17 protein-coding genes are annotated in these 13,973 nt (G+C 58.8%); 9 read left to right on the plus strand and 8 right to left on the minus strand.

Going from position 1 to position 13,973, the window contains the following annotated elements:
- Positions 1-34 precede the first annotated feature (34 nt).
- The 9 genes from ACVWVP_RS03850 to sctU are packed head-to-tail and all read left to right on the plus strand — an operon-like array spanning position 35 to position 6,983.
- On the plus strand, positions 35-934 hold the full coding sequence (locus tag ACVWVP_RS03850; protein WP_178919249.1) for an FHA domain-containing protein: 900 nt from the start codon (positions 35-37) through the stop codon (positions 932-934).
- Positions 931-2,289, plus strand: coding sequence for a FliI/YscN family ATPase (locus ACVWVP_RS03855; protein ID WP_310522010.1), 1,359 nt, complete (start codon positions 931-933; stop codon positions 2,287-2,289). The genes ACVWVP_RS03850 and ACVWVP_RS03855 overlap by 4 nt, the downstream gene beginning before the upstream one ends.
- Positions 2,276-2,704: a type III secretion system stalk subunit SctO gene (gene sctO, locus ACVWVP_RS03860; protein ID WP_178919248.1), complete on the plus strand. Its 429-nt coding sequence runs from the start codon at positions 2,276-2,278 to the stop codon at positions 2,702-2,704. Before ACVWVP_RS03855 ends, sctO begins: the two co-directional genes overlap by 14 nt.
- The gene (locus ACVWVP_RS03865) at positions 2,701-3,159 is read left to right on the plus strand and encodes a type III secretion system HrpP C-terminal domain-containing protein (protein ID WP_178919246.1); all 459 of its coding nucleotides are present in this window, start codon (positions 2,701-2,703) and stop codon (positions 3,157-3,159) included. Before sctO ends, ACVWVP_RS03865 begins: the two co-directional genes overlap by 4 nt.
- Complete coding sequence (locus ACVWVP_RS03870; RefSeq protein ID WP_457404766.1) at positions 3,156-4,169, plus strand: FliM/FliN family flagellar motor switch protein; 1,014 nt, start codon at positions 3,156-3,158, stop codon at positions 4,167-4,169. The genes ACVWVP_RS03865 and ACVWVP_RS03870 overlap by 4 nt, the downstream gene beginning before the upstream one ends.
- On the plus strand, positions 4,166-4,819 hold the full coding sequence (gene sctR, locus ACVWVP_RS03875; RefSeq protein ID WP_178919242.1) for a type III secretion system export apparatus subunit SctR: 654 nt from the start codon (positions 4,166-4,168) through the stop codon (positions 4,817-4,819). The genes ACVWVP_RS03870 and sctR overlap by 4 nt, the downstream gene beginning before the upstream one ends.
- Positions 4,820-4,826: 7 nt before the next feature.
- Positions 4,827-5,090, plus strand: a complete 264-nt coding sequence (sctS, locus tag ACVWVP_RS03880; RefSeq protein WP_178919240.1) for a type III secretion system export apparatus subunit SctS — start codon at positions 4,827-4,829, stop codon at positions 5,088-5,090.
- A gap of 10 nt (positions 5,091-5,100) precedes the next feature.
- Complete coding sequence (gene sctT, locus ACVWVP_RS03885; protein ID WP_178919238.1) at positions 5,101-5,889, plus strand: type III secretion system export apparatus subunit SctT; 789 nt, start codon at positions 5,101-5,103, stop codon at positions 5,887-5,889.
- Complete coding sequence (sctU, locus tag ACVWVP_RS03890) at positions 5,886-6,983, plus strand: type III secretion system export apparatus subunit SctU (RefSeq protein WP_178919236.1); 1,098 nt, start codon at positions 5,886-5,888, stop codon at positions 6,981-6,983. The genes sctT and sctU overlap by 4 nt, the downstream gene beginning before the upstream one ends.
- A 251-nt stretch (positions 6,984-7,234) precedes the next feature.
- Here sctU and hrpT read toward each other — a convergent pair whose 3' ends face one another.
- The 8 genes from hrpT to ACVWVP_RS03930 form a co-directional block, all read right to left on the minus strand.
- Positions 7,235-7,438 carry an HrpT family type III secretion system protein gene (gene hrpT, locus ACVWVP_RS03895; RefSeq protein ID WP_178919234.1) on the minus strand — a complete coding sequence of 68 codons (204 nt, stop codon included), beginning with the start codon at positions 7,436-7,438 and terminating at the stop codon, positions 7,235-7,237.
- On the minus strand, positions 7,435-9,573 hold the full coding sequence (gene sctC / locus ACVWVP_RS03900) for a type III secretion system outer membrane ring subunit SctC (protein WP_259172001.1): 2,139 nt from the start codon (positions 9,571-9,573) through the stop codon (positions 7,435-7,437). The genes hrpT and sctC overlap by 4 nt, the downstream gene beginning before the upstream one ends.
- Positions 9,574-9,768: 195 nt before the next feature.
- Positions 9,769-9,984 (minus strand): hypothetical protein, encoded by a 216-nt coding sequence (locus tag ACVWVP_RS03905; protein WP_178919232.1) that lies wholly within the window; start codon positions 9,982-9,984, stop codon positions 9,769-9,771.
- Positions 9,985-10,039: 55 nt separating this feature from the next.
- The gene (sctL, locus tag ACVWVP_RS03910) at positions 10,040-10,660 is read right to left on the minus strand and encodes a type III secretion system stator protein SctL (protein ID WP_178919230.1); all 621 of its coding nucleotides are present in this window, start codon (positions 10,658-10,660) and stop codon (positions 10,040-10,042) included.
- Positions 10,661-11,232: 572 nt separating this feature from the next.
- Positions 11,233-12,033 (minus strand): type III secretion system inner membrane ring lipoprotein SctJ, encoded by an 801-nt coding sequence (gene sctJ / locus ACVWVP_RS03915; RefSeq protein ID WP_457404505.1) that lies wholly within the window; start codon positions 12,031-12,033, stop codon positions 11,233-11,235.
- Positions 12,034-12,038: 5 nt separating this feature from the next.
- Entirely contained in the window at positions 12,039-12,407 is a 369-nt protein-coding gene (locus ACVWVP_RS03920; protein ID WP_178919227.1) for an EscI/YscI/HrpB family type III secretion system inner rod protein, read from the minus strand.
- Positions 12,408-12,523: 116 nt separating this feature from the next.
- Entirely contained in the window at positions 12,524-12,718 is a 195-nt protein-coding gene (locus ACVWVP_RS03925) for a hypothetical protein (RefSeq protein ID WP_457404506.1), read from the minus strand.
- 172 nt (positions 12,719-12,890) lie between these two features.
- Entirely contained in the window at positions 12,891-13,814 is a 924-nt protein-coding gene (locus ACVWVP_RS03930; RefSeq protein WP_178919222.1) for a sigma 54-interacting transcriptional regulator, read from the minus strand.
- Positions 13,815-13,973: the final 159 nt, after the last annotated feature.

Genomic DNA, 13,973 nt, shown 5'->3' on the forward strand with positions numbered 1-13,973 from the left:
CGTGGGTATTTACTAATCGATCGAGGCACTGGTGATGTTTGAGCTGCGTGTTTTGGACGGTCTGCATCAAGGGGCTGCACTGCCGCTGTTCGGTGAGCAGTGGAGCATCGGTGCCCATGCCGATGCCGACCTGATGCTCAATGATCCTGGTGTTGCACAGCAGCATGCTCGGCTGCTGCTGGTCGGCTCGAACTGGTCGGTACAGGCTGAAGCGGGGCTGTTGCAAGGCGCCGATGGGCAGGTTTTGGCGCAGATTGCGAGCCTGGCACCGAACGCTGTGTTTTGCGTCGGGTGTGTACGGCTCTGTGTCACCCTGGCTGATGAGCCTTGGCCGCAGGCGCCGACCCAGGCTCCGCTGGTGTCAGCTCCTGCCACGGAGCCGACGCCAACCCTCAATTTATCGTCCATTTCCCATCCACAACAAAAGCGCCTGATTACTGTGGTGCTGGTGATAACGGTCATCTTCATTCTGGTGGGCATGGCCTCTACAGGAGAGCCCGAGGCCCAGGCCTCCCTGATGCCGCAGGCCGTCCAGAAACGTGAACTGGCCTCGCCGTTTGAAGTGCGCGAGCAGTTGTTGAAGATGCTGGGCGAGCGTGAGCTGGGCGAGCGCGTTTCCCTCCAAGTCATCAATGGCCAGGTCACGCTCAGTGGGGATGTCTCCCAAGACGATGTGGACCTGGTGGCACGGATGCTCAGCCGTTTTGGAGAGCAGTTCGACAGCGCTGTACCGGTACTCAGTCGTGTACGTGTGCGCGACAGCGCGCTGCCCTTCAAGATCGTTCAGATCGTCGGCGGGCCGAATGGCCATGTGGTTCTGGAAGAGGGTACCCGGTTGTTTGTGGGGGATGAGGTGGAAGGACTGCGCCTGGTGTCGATCGATAACAGCAAAGTGGTATTTGACGGTGCGCAGCGGTATGAGGTGCGCTGGTGAGCCTGGAACTGCAAGCGCGTCTGGAGGCCTGGCAGCAACGCCAATCTCAGTCACTGGCGGCTTTTGCGCCGGTGACGATGCGCGGTCGTATCCAGCGCGTCAACGGCATGCTGCTGCAGTGCCGGCTGCCCCTGGCGCGTATCGGAGACTTGTGCCAGGTCGAGAAAGCCCCGGGTGATTGCATGCTCGCCGAGATCATTGGCTTCGATCAGCAGGATGCGGTGCTCAGCGCCCTGGGCAACCTGGAGGGCGTGCGGGTGGGGGCCAGCGTTGAACGCCTGGGTGTGGCGCATCGGGTACAGGTCAGCGATGCGTTGCTGGGCCAGGTGTTGGACGGTTTCGGCAGGCCCATCACGGGGGAGGGTGCCAGTGCTTTTGTGGAGGCGGACTTGCCTGATACGAGTGCAGTGCTGTGTGAAGCGCCGTTGCCCACTGAGCGTCCGAGGATCCACCGCGCACTGGCTACCGGAGTCCGTTCGATCGATGGTTTGTTGACGTTGGGTGAAGGCCAGCGTGTTGGGCTGTTTGCCGGGGCGGGTTGCGGGAAGACCACCTTACTGGCTGAAATCGCCCGTAACGTTGAGTGCGATGTGATCGTGTTCGGCTTGATCGGCGAGCGGGGCCGCGAGTTGCGTGAGTTTCTAGACCATGAGTTGGATGAGCAACTGCGTGCCAAAGCGGTATTGGTGTGCGCGACCTCCGATCGCTCAAGCATGGAGCGCGCGCGTGCTGCATTTACCGCTACGGCCCTGGCCGAAGGTTTCCGGCGCAAGGGGCAGCGGGTGTTGCTGCTGATCGACTCACTGACCCGTTTTGCCAGGGCCCAGCGTGAAATCGGCCTGGCGGCGGGTGAGCCGTTGGGTCGCGGTGGTCTTCCGCCGTCGGTCTACAGCCTGTTACCCCGTTTGGTGGAGCGCGCCGGGTTGACCCGTGAGGGGGTTATCACGGCGATCTACACGGTACTGATCGAACAGGACTCCATGAACGATCCGGTCGCCGATGAGGTTCGCTCACTGCTGGATGGTCATATCGTGTTGTCTCGCAAGTTGGCCGAGCGTGGGCACTACCCGGCAGTGGACGTGCTGGCGAGCCTGTCGCGAATCTTGAGCAACGTTGTCTCTCCGGCAGATATTCGCGCCGGCACCGCATTGCGCCGCTTGTTGTCGGCTTACCAGCAGATCGAGTTGATGCTCAAGCTGGGGGAGTACCAGCCTGGCACGGATGCCCTGACTGACCTGGCGGTGGACAGCCGCCAGGCGGTCGATGCTTTTCTGCGCCAGGACTTGCGTGAGCCCACGCCCATGGCGAGGACGCTGGAGCACATTCAGGAGCTGACCGCACATGTCCCATTCTGACGTGCTGCTTGGTGATGTGGAGACACTGCGACGCCTGCGCAGGCACCGGGCAGACCGGGCCGAACGCAGCCTGCGTGAGGCGAAGCGAGCCCAGCAAACGCTGCTTGCCCATATAGAACAGGCCAGCGACACGCTTGAAGAAAGCCGGCAGGACGAGGCGCGGGAAAGTGCTCAATTGCTCAGCCACTACCAGGGCCAGGTGATGACGTTGCAGGCCCTGAAGACCTGGGGTGCGCAGGAGCGTGTTTTATCGGCCAATACCCGTCGAGACAAAGCCCGGCTGGAAGCATTGCAAAGCCAGCAGGAAGAAAAGGCCATCCGCGTTGGCAGCGCCCAGAAGCAGGTCACCGAGTGCCTGCGACAGGTTGAAAAACTCCAGGAGCTGTCCCTTTTACTGGCGCAGGAGCCGACGTGAAACAGGTTTCCAATAAACCCACTGAGTACCCACGCCTACGTGGAATACGCGAAGACCGTGAGCCCATCGGCGCCGCTGTCGTGCCCTGGGAGCAAGGGCGATTATTCGCCCGACTGTTCGCGGATATGGACGAGGGTGCAGGGAGGGAGCCGTCGCTATCGAAGGCGAAGTCGAATGCCTCTGCCGCCTTGATTGGCGCCCTCGCAGACCAATTACTCCCTCGTATGCAGATGGGGTCGCAGTGGCCGCTTCAGGCGGTGCTGTACCTGCCCAGGCTTGGGCGGATCAACGCCAGCGTGCGTCGTGAACAAGGCGCTTGGGCCATTGAGCTGGAGCCTGAGCAAGACGCAACGGCACGCTGGCTCAGTGGTGTACGGCAACAATGTGAAAGCCGCTTGGCGGCGGCGTTGGGGCTGCCGGTCAGCCTGCATTTACCTTGCATCAGGTCGACATGATAGTGCCGTCACTGGTGTTGCCTTTGATTAGGAGCGACATCGTTGCTGCTCGCCGTCGATTGGGACGTGGCTTGTGCCTGCCCTTTCAAGTGGCGGGGCAGGGCGGTGAGTTGCGTCTGGAACCCGGGCGCCCGCCCACCGGAGGCGACGTCGTTTGCCTTGAAACCCGGTGTGGTGTGCTCGCGCTTGCGGAGGCCGGGCCGCTGCTCAGCTTGCTGGGCGAATGCCCGGTCACGTTGGCCCAGGCGGGTAACGATTCAAACGACTGGTTTTGGGCGTTATTCCAGCACCACCTCAGCCCGCAGGTACGAACGCTGCTGGGCACCGTGCGACTGCTGGAGGTTGATCGTCCGGTCGGGTTCGGCTGCCAGCTGAGTGTGACCCTGGGAGCATCTCGCGTCGTGGGCTACCTGTGGCTTGCCGCCGAAAGCTTCCTGACGTTATACGCGTCCGGCCCGTGGCGCCCGACTGCAGAGCCGATGACGGCGTCGTTTCAGTTGGCGATTGCCGTAACGCTCGGGCGTTTGCACTTGCCGGTAAGGCAGGCACAAGCGCTGCGCATCGGGGACGTGTTGTTGCTTGAGCAGCATTTTTTTCAGGCCTGCGGGACGGGCTATGTACGCACCGGCAGACGGTGCTTGCGAGGGTGTATTGACGATGCCAAAGGCGCTTTGTGCATGACCCTTACTGCTATCGAGGAGACGTCCGTGGACGACAATTTTACTGCGCCCCACTACTCGGAGCATGAGAAGGATGAGCCGGTGGTAGATGTATTCGGCCATGAGCCTTTCGATGAGTTGAGCATGGCGCTGACGGTACGCTGCGGAGCGCTCAACCTCACCTTGGGTGAGCTGCGTAACCTTGCGCCCGGCGCGGTGCTGGGTATTGCCGGCTACGCCCCGGGCATGGCAGGCCTCTATTATGGCGACCGCCCGATTGCTCAGGGGCAGTTGGTGGAAGTTGATGGGCGCCTGGGGTTGCAGCTGTCCCGCGTGATGTTCGGTCGATGAATATCCAGGGGCTGGACCCCCTCATTCTTGCGGTGTTTCTGGGGGCGCTTACGTTGATGCCCATGCTGCTGATCATCTGCACATCGTTTTTGAAAATTGTCATTGTGCTGATGATTACCCGCAATGCCCTCGGCGTGCAGCAGGTCCCACCGAGCATGGCGATCAATGGCATCGCGCTTGCGGCCACCCTGTTCATCATGGCTCCGGTGGGGTACGAGATTGCTGAAAGCATCAAGGTCTCGCCGCTGGACCTGAGCAATGTGCAAACGTTTTTGCAGACGGGAAGCGAGGCCATCAAACCGCTGCGCGCCTTCATGTTGCGCAATGTGGACCCGGACACGCTGACGCACTTGCTGGAAAACACCGCGCGCCTTTGGCCTGCGCAAATGGCGCAGGACGTGCGGCGCGAGGACTTGATCCTGCTGGTGCCGGCGTTTGTGCTGTCACAACTGCAGGCGGGATTTGAGATCGGTTTCCTGATCTACATCCCCTTCATCGTCATTGATCTGATTGTCTCCAATCTGCTGCTGGCGCTGGGGATGCAAATGGTCTCGCCGATGACCATCTCACTGCCGCTCAAGTTGCTGTTGTTCGTGCTGGTCTCGGGGTGGTCGCGCTTGCTCGACAGCCTGTTCCTTTCCTACCTCTGAGTACCCTATGGAACCGATCGTGCTGTTCAAGCAGGGCATGCTGTTGGTGGTCGTACTGTCGGCGCCGCCGCTGATTGTGGCGGTGGTGGTGGGTGTGCTGACGTCCCTGGTACAGGCGTTGATGCAAATACAGGATCAGACGCTGCCCTTTGGCATCAAGTTGGTTGCCGTGGGTATCACGCTGATCCTGACCGGCCGCTGGATTGGGGTTGAGCTGATCCAGTTGATCAACCTGGCCTTCGACATGATTGGCCGCTCGGCCCTGAACTGAGGCGCTGCCTGTGCTGCTTTATCTTGAGTACCTGCCCAGCCTGATGATCGGTATGTCGCGCATCTACCCTTGTGCCATCTTGGTGGCTGCGTTCTGCTTTCAACATATCCGCGGCATGCTACGGCACACCATTGTGATGGTCATGGCGTTGATGCCAGCGCCGGGTATCCATGCCGTATTGGCGGTCGAGGAATACTCCGCGTTGATGCTCGGTGCGCTGGTGCTGAAAGAGGTGGCTCTGGGCCTTCTCTTGGGAGTGCTGCTGTCGATGCCGTTCTGGATGTTCGAATCGGTGGGAGCGCTGCTCGATAACCAACGTGGAGCCTTGGCGGGGGGGCAGCTCAATCCTTCACTGGGCCCGGATGCGACGCCGATCGGGCACTTGTTCAAGCAGTTGGCGATTTATCTTCTGATCGTCACGCTCGGACTGGGTACGTTGACTCAGGTGATCTGGGACAGCTACCTGATCTGGCCGCCCACCGTGTGGTTTCCGCTGCCGGCACCGAATGGCATGGGTGTATTCGTCGGGTTGCTGGGCGACACCTTCACCCACATGATGCTCTACGCCGCGCCTTTTATCGCGGTGTTGCTGTTGCTGGAATTCGGTATCGCGCTGCTGGGGGTTTACAGCCAGCAGCTACAGGTGAGCACGCTGGCGCCCCCTGTCAAATGCCTGGCGGGTATCGGCATTTTATTGGTGTACTTTGCGTTGTTGCAGGACCTTATCGTCGGGCGCATGAGCCAACTGGGTGACCTCAGGCATTCGCTGGGGTTGCTCTTCAAGGCGTCACTGCCGTGAGTGATTCAGGGGAAAAGAAGCACCCGGCGTCAGCCAAGAAGCTGCGTGATCAACGCAAGAAAGGCCAAGTCGCCCAAAGCCAGGACGTCGGTAAATTGCTGGTGCTGACGTCGATCAGTGAAATCGCGCTGTTCACGGCCGAGAGCAGCCTGCAACGGTTCCAGCAGTTGATGATCTTGCCGATCTCAGACCTGAATCAGCCCTTTGCACGGGCTCTGGAGGAGGTGCTGGTTGAAAGCCTGATTGTGTTTTTCTCGTTCTCTGTATTGATGGCAGGGGTGGCGATTGCTGTGAAGCTCATCAGCAGTTGGATGCAGTTCGGACTGTTGTTTGCGCCAGAGAGCCTCAAGCCCGACTTCAATCGCCTGAACCCGGTCAGCCAGATCAAGCAGATGTTTTCTGCTCAATCGCTGATGAACCTGTTGATGAGTATCGCCAAGGCGTTCCTGATAGGGCTGATTGTGTATGTGGTGGTCTGGCCCTCTTTGGGGGCGTTGATCAACTTGGCCAACAGTGACCTGCAAAGTTACATCCTGGCGTTGATCGTGCTGTTTCGGCACTTGCTGCATGCCTGCCTCGGCTTGTTGTTGATACTGGCGCTTATCGACCTGATGATGGTGAGGTATTTTTTTGCCAAACGCATGCGCATGACCCAGGTCGAGGTCGTCAAAGAGTACAAGGACATGGAGGGCGACCCGCATGTGAAAGGCCAGCGTCGCGCATTGGCCCAGCAATTGGCCCAGGAAGAGCCGAAGGTGAAGCTGCCCAAGCTGGAGGAGGCGGACATGCTGGTGGTCAACCCGACGCACTATGCGGTCGCCCTGTATTACCGCCCTGGTAAAACACCGCTTCCGTTGCTGGTGAGCAAGGGCACGGACGCTGAGGCCCGCAGGCTGATCGATCGTGCCAAGGCCGCTGAGGTGCCGGTGATCCAGTGCATATGGCTAGCGCGCACGATCTATACAAAAGAGTTGGGTGCGAGCATTCCCCGCGAAACCTTGCAGGCGGTGGCGCTGATCTATCGCACCTTGCGTGAGCTGGACGATGAGGCCAAGCGTGAAACGCTGGAAATCCCCGAGCTTGATCAGCGCTGACCTGGGCGCCATTGACATCCTGATAGGTCAAATAGCCATTGAATAAAGGGGCGTTCGAAACGCTGCTCCAATACCCGTTGTAATTGCCCGGTTCGCAAGGCTTCGCGAGAGACGTGCAAGGCCAACCCCGGTCGTTGGCCGGCGTGAGGTGAACACACCGTGATACCGGGCGCGAGTGGCAGGTGAGCGGCCGCGCCGCTCACCCGTTTTTCCAACTTACCTGGCGTTGATGATCGGGCATTGGCGAGCACTCAGCGCTCCAGCGAGATGGTCTGGTAGTCCGCCCGCCCACCACTGGGGCCGGGTTCGACGCGCATCTGTGGCGGCCACCAGATTACCATTTGGTCATGGGTCGATTGTGGACGTGAGCAGGAGTCGCCCTTGCACGTGGGGGTACAGCCGGTGACGAACAACGCTGCGCTGATCAGTGTGATGCACAACAAGCGGCGATTCATGGCTTGGCCTTCTGAGCTGGGGTGATCAAGGAGGGGCGGGGTACGCTGAGGTGTTCGTCCTTCACCACCGGGCGCATCGCGATAAATACTTCGGCTTCCTCACCGGGCTTGAGCCAGGCACGCGGCCAGGCGCTGACTGCCAGGGTCTGCGAGTTGCTGCATTCTTTTTCGTCTATGCGCACATTGCGGTTGAACTGGTTGCGCAGCACCACGACTGCCACGTTGTACTCGGGGCCGGCATACCATTGGCTGCGATTTTCGTTCAGCGCCAGCAATTCGCGTGTGTTGCATAATGTCCGCAGCCCGAGTGGCATTGGCGCCGCTTTGAAGGTCTGGGGGACTTGCCCGCTGACCAGGTGCGCCAGGGTGCTGATGATGTCGTTGCGATTGATCACCGGCTGGTGAGGGCTGTTGCGCCTGGCGAGCGGTGTGAGCGCCGCTTGCAGATCGACTTGGTCGGCCTGGGGCAAATAGCGCGAGGGGTCGGACTGGTCGCCGATGACGCGCGGGGTGATGATAAACAGGCGCTCACGTCGATTGTTCTGTCGTTCGGTCGAGGAAAACAGCGCCTTGCCCAGCAGCGGAATGTCGCCCAGCAGAGGCACCTTGTTCTGCTTGTCGGTGCTTTCGGTGACATGGAATCCACCCACCACCAGCGAGCGTTTTTCAGCCATTACTGCCTGGGTACTGACCTTGCCTCGGCGCACATCCAGTTGGCCTGGCATGGGGTTGGTCTCGTCGAAATTCCCGTCTTCAATATCCACCGCCAAGTGGACCTGGTGACCACCGCGACTGGTGATGACTCGCGGTACGACCTGGAAGCTGGTCCCCACGGTGACCGGCAGAATGGTTGCGTTTTCTCTGCCGGGCGTCAGGTACTGAGTGCGGTTGAAGTCGATGACCGCTGGCTGGTTTTCCAGGGTGAGGACCGAAGGGTTGGAGACCATGGTTGCCAGCCCCTTGGCTTCAAGTGCGCGTATATCCGCGTAGAAGCGATCACGATTTTCAATCGATAACTGCGAGGTGGTGCCAGGAGCCTGGTTGGTGCCGAGGCCACGGAAACGACTGTTCTGGAAGCCCCAGTTCACGCCGAACTCGCGTAATTGCGTGCGCTCGATGTCGAGGATAATGGCATCGATCTCTATCAGCTTGCTTGCGACATCGAGCTGAGCGATCAACTCGCGGTACAGGGCCTGGCGCTCCGGCAAATCGTAGATCAGTACCGCGTTGTTACGCACATCAGCTTCGACGCGAATCCGGCTGGAGGGTGTTGGTGCGCGTGGGGTGAGCGTGCCGCCGGTCTCGAACTGCGCAGGGTTGCTGTTTACGCCAACCATCTGCCCGATCAGTGGGTTGTTCAGCCGGGGAATGTTTGGCGCAAGGGGGGAGGGTTGTGAAGGGGGGCGTTGGCCAAGCCCCGAAAGAGAGGAGGTGGCGCGGGGCTCCAACAACCCGCGTAAAATGCTCGCAACGCCGGGAATGGCATGTTTTTCACCGCGATATTCCACTTGGCGATCCGTCGCGTTGGCGAACTTCAGCGGGTAGCTGAGCACGCTTTGTTTTTCTTCCGGTGAGCGGCGTTGGCTGCTGAAATGCTTGATCTGTTCTATATAGCGCCGCGGGCCGGAGACCAAGACGACGCCGTCTTCGGGGAGTTCGCCCCAGCCGAAGCGGCTGTCGAGCAGGCCAATATCCGTGAGTGCTTTTTTGAGGTCCGCGATGGTTTCGGAAGAGACCTCCAAACGTGCAGATTCCTGTTGATCCAGAGAGCTGATATAGAGCGTGTTGTTGTACAAATACCACTGGAAGCGATGTTCGACCCCCAGTCGATCAAGCAATGATTGCGGGGTGTTGGCGCGAATCTTTCCGTTGACGTTGCCCTCCAGTAGCCCCTCCACTTGCAGTTGCGTACCAAAGGTCTGCGCGAAGTCTTCGAGCACTTCTCGCAGCGGTTTTTGTTGGGCCTCGTAGGCGTAAGCGGTATTTTTCCATTCGGCAGGAATGGCTGCGTAGGTACTGACGACGGGCATCAGCAAGCATGGCAGTGCGACCAGGCACCGCCATCCCGCTCGTTTTGACGATGAGCGCGGTGAATCAAAGCGCAAGCCGGTGTGCTTGGAGGGGGGGTTAAACATGAGGTGTTCTCTTGTTAGTAAGACGGCGAGCGTAGCGAGGTGGGTTTGAGGTTCAGAGCCGGCCGAACAGGGCGCGCGGCAGCGGAGCGCCAGGTATCGCGTTGGTTAAACAGTGTCTGGAGGCAACCGAAGAGCGTGGCCTCATCGCACGCTCCGCGCGGTCTCTGAGCCACTCACCGACCAGCGCTTTCATAGTTACTGGAAACTCTCAAAGGCACTTTTGAGCAGCAAGTGATTCACCCGGTTGTGCTCCAGGTAGGCCATCTGCGTCGTGGCTTTTTTCATGGCCAGTTCGAAGAACTCGGCGTCTGAACCATTGGCTGAGACTTCAGCGATATTCGCTTTGTAGGCCTTGTGGGCGACGTCGCTGTTTCTTAATAGCTGGCGAGATAGATCATTAAAAAAATCCATGGTTTTTCCTTCATGTCGGTGGGTTTGAATGCGCGATAGACCTGTTTGCAAGACGTTATGAAAACGCTGGCTCGCGTACTTTCAGGTCGTAATCCAAGTACTCTTGACTGCTGTTGAAGAACGCTTCGAGCAGGGAGTTCCAACTGATTCGGAAGTCGCCCTCGTCGGTTTGCAGAACGAGTGTCTGAGGCCGGATTGCTTCGTCGGTGTGAAGCTTCCAATACGTGGCATTGCGAAGGCTGAGGCACTGTTCGATCTCTTCAACGTCATGGGGATGACACAGCAGCGTCGCATTGACCTCCTGGACTTGGCTGGCCAGTAGTTGCTTGAGCAAGGCTGCCAGCCTTTGGGGAGGCGCGATGTCGTCAAGCAGGCGACGCATCGCCTGCTGGGTGATGCGGGTCGCATAGTGTTCGAGGCTGTCACACATCGCCTGACGGTCGAGGTCCCACTGCTTGAGTTGGGTATCTGCGCGCTGCCAGACCTGCAGTGAGGCTTCTTGCTGCAGCACTTCACATTTCCTTTCTGCCTGGCTTATCAGTTCGTCGGCCTGGGCACTGGCGTGGCGTAAAATCTGGTTGGCCTGGTCCCAGTCCTTAAGCTCTTCACGGAGGATCAGATTACGTGGCAAACCAGAGGCACCGCTGGGCAACTCAAGAGAGTGTCGGCATAGCATCGGCGTTCTCCTTACACGTTCGAGTCGGGGGGGATGGTGTCGGTTGCCGTTGTCGTCACCCGCCAGACGACGGCTTGCCAGAGTGTGTTCAGTTGGCTGGTTGCTCCCTCGACGGAGAGTTTTTTTTTTCCACTTCTTGCACGTGTCCACGGGGAAAGCGCAATCGCAGGCGCTGCCAGGTGGAGGGCGCTACCCAGCTACAGAGCAATTGCAACGGATCGGCATCGCGCAGTGGCCGCGCAGGAGGCAGGGCCTTGGAAAGTCGTGTGCACCACAACTGATGACTGTCGCTCAAGCCTGACGAGGCTTGCGGATTGAAGATGTCGTGAACCAGTGTCAGCGCCAAATTGAGTTGCTCCGTGGAGGCAAGGGCCAGGCGGAGCACGGTGGTATGAGGCTCCGGAGGCAGGCAGGCGACAACACCCGGGAGCGTGCAGGGGGCCCATCCACCGCTACGATGGAGCGCGTCCATCGCACTATGAACGTCATCTCGCCAGTCTTCGTGGGCGTACTTCCAAGGGAACGCCCACCATTGTGCCCAGGCCAATTGCTCGCTCGCCGACTGATCGATGCTAGGCGTCATGGGCGGCGCCGATTGATTCGCCTGCTACAGGCCTCCCTTGCCGCGCGCGCTGGCGTCGTGCAAACAGGAATGATGCGGCGAGGGTGATGGCCACTAGGCTGAGCAGAAAAAGGGTTACGCTGGTTCGCCAGAACGGGAGGTCATCGTTGGGCACCAGGAAAGGGCCGAAGTAAGCCAGGCGTTGCTGTTCCTGATAGGCAGTGGCTGGCACGAAGATCACGCTTAGTTTTTGCGGGTTGTCCACCGCAGCGGTCATGCCCGGGATGCTGCTCGCGACCATCCTGCGTACGCGGGCGCGGATGTTATCGGGGTCCAGGCGCGGGTCATGTTTGATGAATACCGACGCGGACGCGGGTTGGACCGGCTCACCCGGTGCTACGCGTTCCGGCAGCACCACGTGCACACGCGCAACGATCACACCGTCAATATTGGACAGGGTGGCCTCAAGCTCTTGGGACAGGGCATAGATGTAGCGCGCGCGCTCTTCCAGCGGCGTGGAAATGACCCCTTCCTTGCGAAACGTGTCACCCAGCGTAGTGCGTGCCGCTCGAGGCAACCCGGCGGCTTCCAGCGTGCGTACGGCGCGCCCGATGTCGACGGCATTGACGGCCACGGTGACGCCATCTTTGGCCGGGACTTTCTGCGCGCGAATGTGTTTGTCGGCCAACTCTGCGATGACCTCATTGGCCTCTTGCTCGGAGAGTTGGCGATGAAGTTCGACACGATCGCTGCAGCCACCCAACATCAGTGCAGCCGCCAGGAGTAACGCGACAGGCAGGAAACTGTTCATGGCCATTATTGCAAGTTGCAGATTTTGTCGAGGCACTGAGTGGCCTTGCCCAGGCTTTTTACCAGCAGTTGGGAGGTCAGTACGACGTTGGATAGCTCACGTGGGTATTGCTTGAAATCGTCCGGGTCGGAGCCTTTGTTGGTTGATTTGAGTGCATGCGCAAGACGGCTTTCCAAGGCCTTGACGTGCTGTCCGGCCTCTGCCAGCAGCGAAGGTCCCGCAGGATTGTCTACCCGGGTGGTAGTCGCTCCTGGGCGGTTCAGCGATGAGGTGAAAAAGTCTACGTCTGTATGAGAGGCAGGATGACTTCGTGTGTTAAAGGCTTCTTCGAGGGCGTTGCGTTGCACTGAAAAGTCAAGTTCTTCTATCTTCATGTAAAGCCTGCTATGTCGATACTTGAGGCAGCCTACCTGGAACGGCTGATATCAAAAGTTGCTATTTCAGCGAACAAGAAAGCCTCCCCGATGGACAACACGGGGAGGCGGTTGTGTTATCGAACTTCTTTAGCTGCCGCATATTTGTTGGTGATTTGCTTGGCTTTCAGGCTCAACTCGAAACCCTCTCGAGCAATGGCCTCTGCCTTGTCTAACAGATCATCACTGCTGTTGCCTGTGCCGGGTTTTGTTCCTGGGGCGGACAGGAAATTATTGTTGGTGCTGGGGGGCGTACTGCTTGAAATAGACATAATAAACTCCAACTGCAATGTTTGAAGGGGATACACGTTCGCCGTTAGCCAAGCCCTATTTATGCCTTAGCATGTCAATAACGCCTTGAGCGTGGCCCTAGTTGTGTGGTGTTTAGCAACAAGGCGTTCCAAATGTTTCAGAGGTAGATGTTTCTAAATATTTGTAAGCGCGTTAAGCCAGGGATATATTCAACTGCTTCATTCTGTAGTAAAGCGTGCGCTTGGCCACGCTTAGCTCCACTGCGGCGCTATCCACACAGTAATCGTGGCGTAGCAGCGACTCTTCGATCAGTGCCTTTTCCAGCTGCTGCAGGCGTGCTTTCAGACCCATCACGGATTCCTGCCTGATGTTCAAGGACGTGGAGAGAAGCGGTAAGCCCAGGACGAAGCGTTTGGCCGTCGAACGCAGTTCACGAACGTTGCCCTGCCAGGGATGGCTTAGCAATTGCTGCAGCAGCCCGCTAGGCGGCGGCGGGGCCGAACAGCCGAAGTGGGCAGCTTCTTGCTGGATCATTTCCAGGAACAACGGAATGATGCGCTCACGCCGGTCGCGCAAGGCCGGGAGTTGGATGTTGACGACATTCAGGCGAAAGTACAGGTCGCGCCTGAAGGTGCCTTGTTCGACCATTGTGTGCAACGAGTGTTGGGCCGACGCAATGACACGCATATCGACGGGGATGAAGCGGGTCGAGCCTAGGCGCTCCACGCCGCGGGATTCCAGCACCCGCAATAGCTTGGCTTGCAGAGTCAGCGGCATGCTGTCGATTTCATCAAGGTACAGAGTCCCCAGATGAGCAGCCTCCACAAAACCGGCCCGTGATTGCATCGCACCGGTAAAGGCCCCGCTGTTGACGCCGAACAGCTGGCTTTCCGCAAGGCTTTCGGGGATGGCTGCACAGTTCACAGCAATGAAGCTACCGCGCCGCCCCGACAAATGATGAACCCGTTGTGCCAAGGTGTCCTTGCCGGTACCCGTTTCGCCCATCAAGAGGATGTCAATATTGAGGGTGGCAGTAGTATTGATGGTTTCTTCAATATCAGATCCTTCAATAAAGAGTGGATCTACTGGCGTATCTATTTGAAACGAGGCCGACATCGTGCGGGTGCTCCACTGTCGCTGTCACTTCATTGTTGGCCTGATGCTCTATCAATATCAGCCGATAACGGTAACTTACCAAGTTTCTCGTTGAGGCTGTAAGAGAGGAACGAGAAAGATCCTGTAAGAAAAGTAAGAGTTGTTCCGGGAGAGGCGAGT

The sequence above is a fragment of the Pseudomonas sp. TE24901 genome, from assembly GCF_054058375.1.

Bases quoted from the DNA above. Each gene is read 5' to 3' on its own strand.
- ACVWVP_RS03850 (WP_178919249.1), top strand. From the start codon at position 35: ATGTTTGAGCTGCGTGTTTTGGACGGTCTGCATCAAGGGGCTGCACTG.
- sctO (WP_178919248.1), top strand. From the start codon at position 2,276: ATGTCCCATTCTGACGTGCTGCTTGGTGATGTGGAGACACTGCGACGC.
- ACVWVP_RS03870 (WP_457404766.1), top strand. From the start codon at position 3,156: ATGATAGTGCCGTCACTGGTGTTGCCTTTGATTAGGAGCGACATCGTT.
- sctR (WP_178919242.1), top strand. From the start codon at position 4,166: ATGAATATCCAGGGGCTGGACCCCCTCATTCTTGCGGTGTTTCTGGGG.
- sctS (WP_178919240.1), top strand. From the start codon at position 4,827: ATGGAACCGATCGTGCTGTTCAAGCAGGGCATGCTGTTGGTGGTCGTA.
- hrpT (WP_178919234.1), bottom strand. From the start codon at position 7,438: ATGAATCGCCGCTTGTTGTGCATCACACTGATCAGCGCAGCGTTGTTC.
- sctC (WP_259172001.1), bottom strand. From the start codon at position 9,573: ATGTTTAACCCCCCCTCCAAGCACACCGGCTTGCGCTTTGATTCACCG.
- ACVWVP_RS03905 (WP_178919232.1), bottom strand. From the start codon at position 9,984: ATGGATTTTTTTAATGATCTATCTCGCCAGCTATTAAGAAACAGCGAC.
- sctL (WP_178919230.1), bottom strand. From the start codon at position 10,660: ATGCTATGCCGACACTCTCTTGAGTTGCCCAGCGGTGCCTCTGGTTTG.
- sctJ (WP_457404505.1), bottom strand. From the start codon at position 12,033: ATGAACAGTTTCCTGCCTGTCGCGTTACTCCTGGCGGCTGCACTGATG.
- ACVWVP_RS03920 (WP_178919227.1), bottom strand. From the start codon at position 12,407: ATGAAGATAGAAGAACTTGACTTTTCAGTGCAACGCAACGCCCTCGAA.
- ACVWVP_RS03925 (WP_457404506.1), bottom strand. From the start codon at position 12,718: ATGTCTATTTCAAGCAGTACGCCCCCCAGCACCAACAATAATTTCCTG.
- ACVWVP_RS03930 (WP_178919222.1), bottom strand. From the start codon at position 13,814: ATGTCGGCCTCGTTTCAAATAGATACGCCAGTAGATCCACTCTTTATT.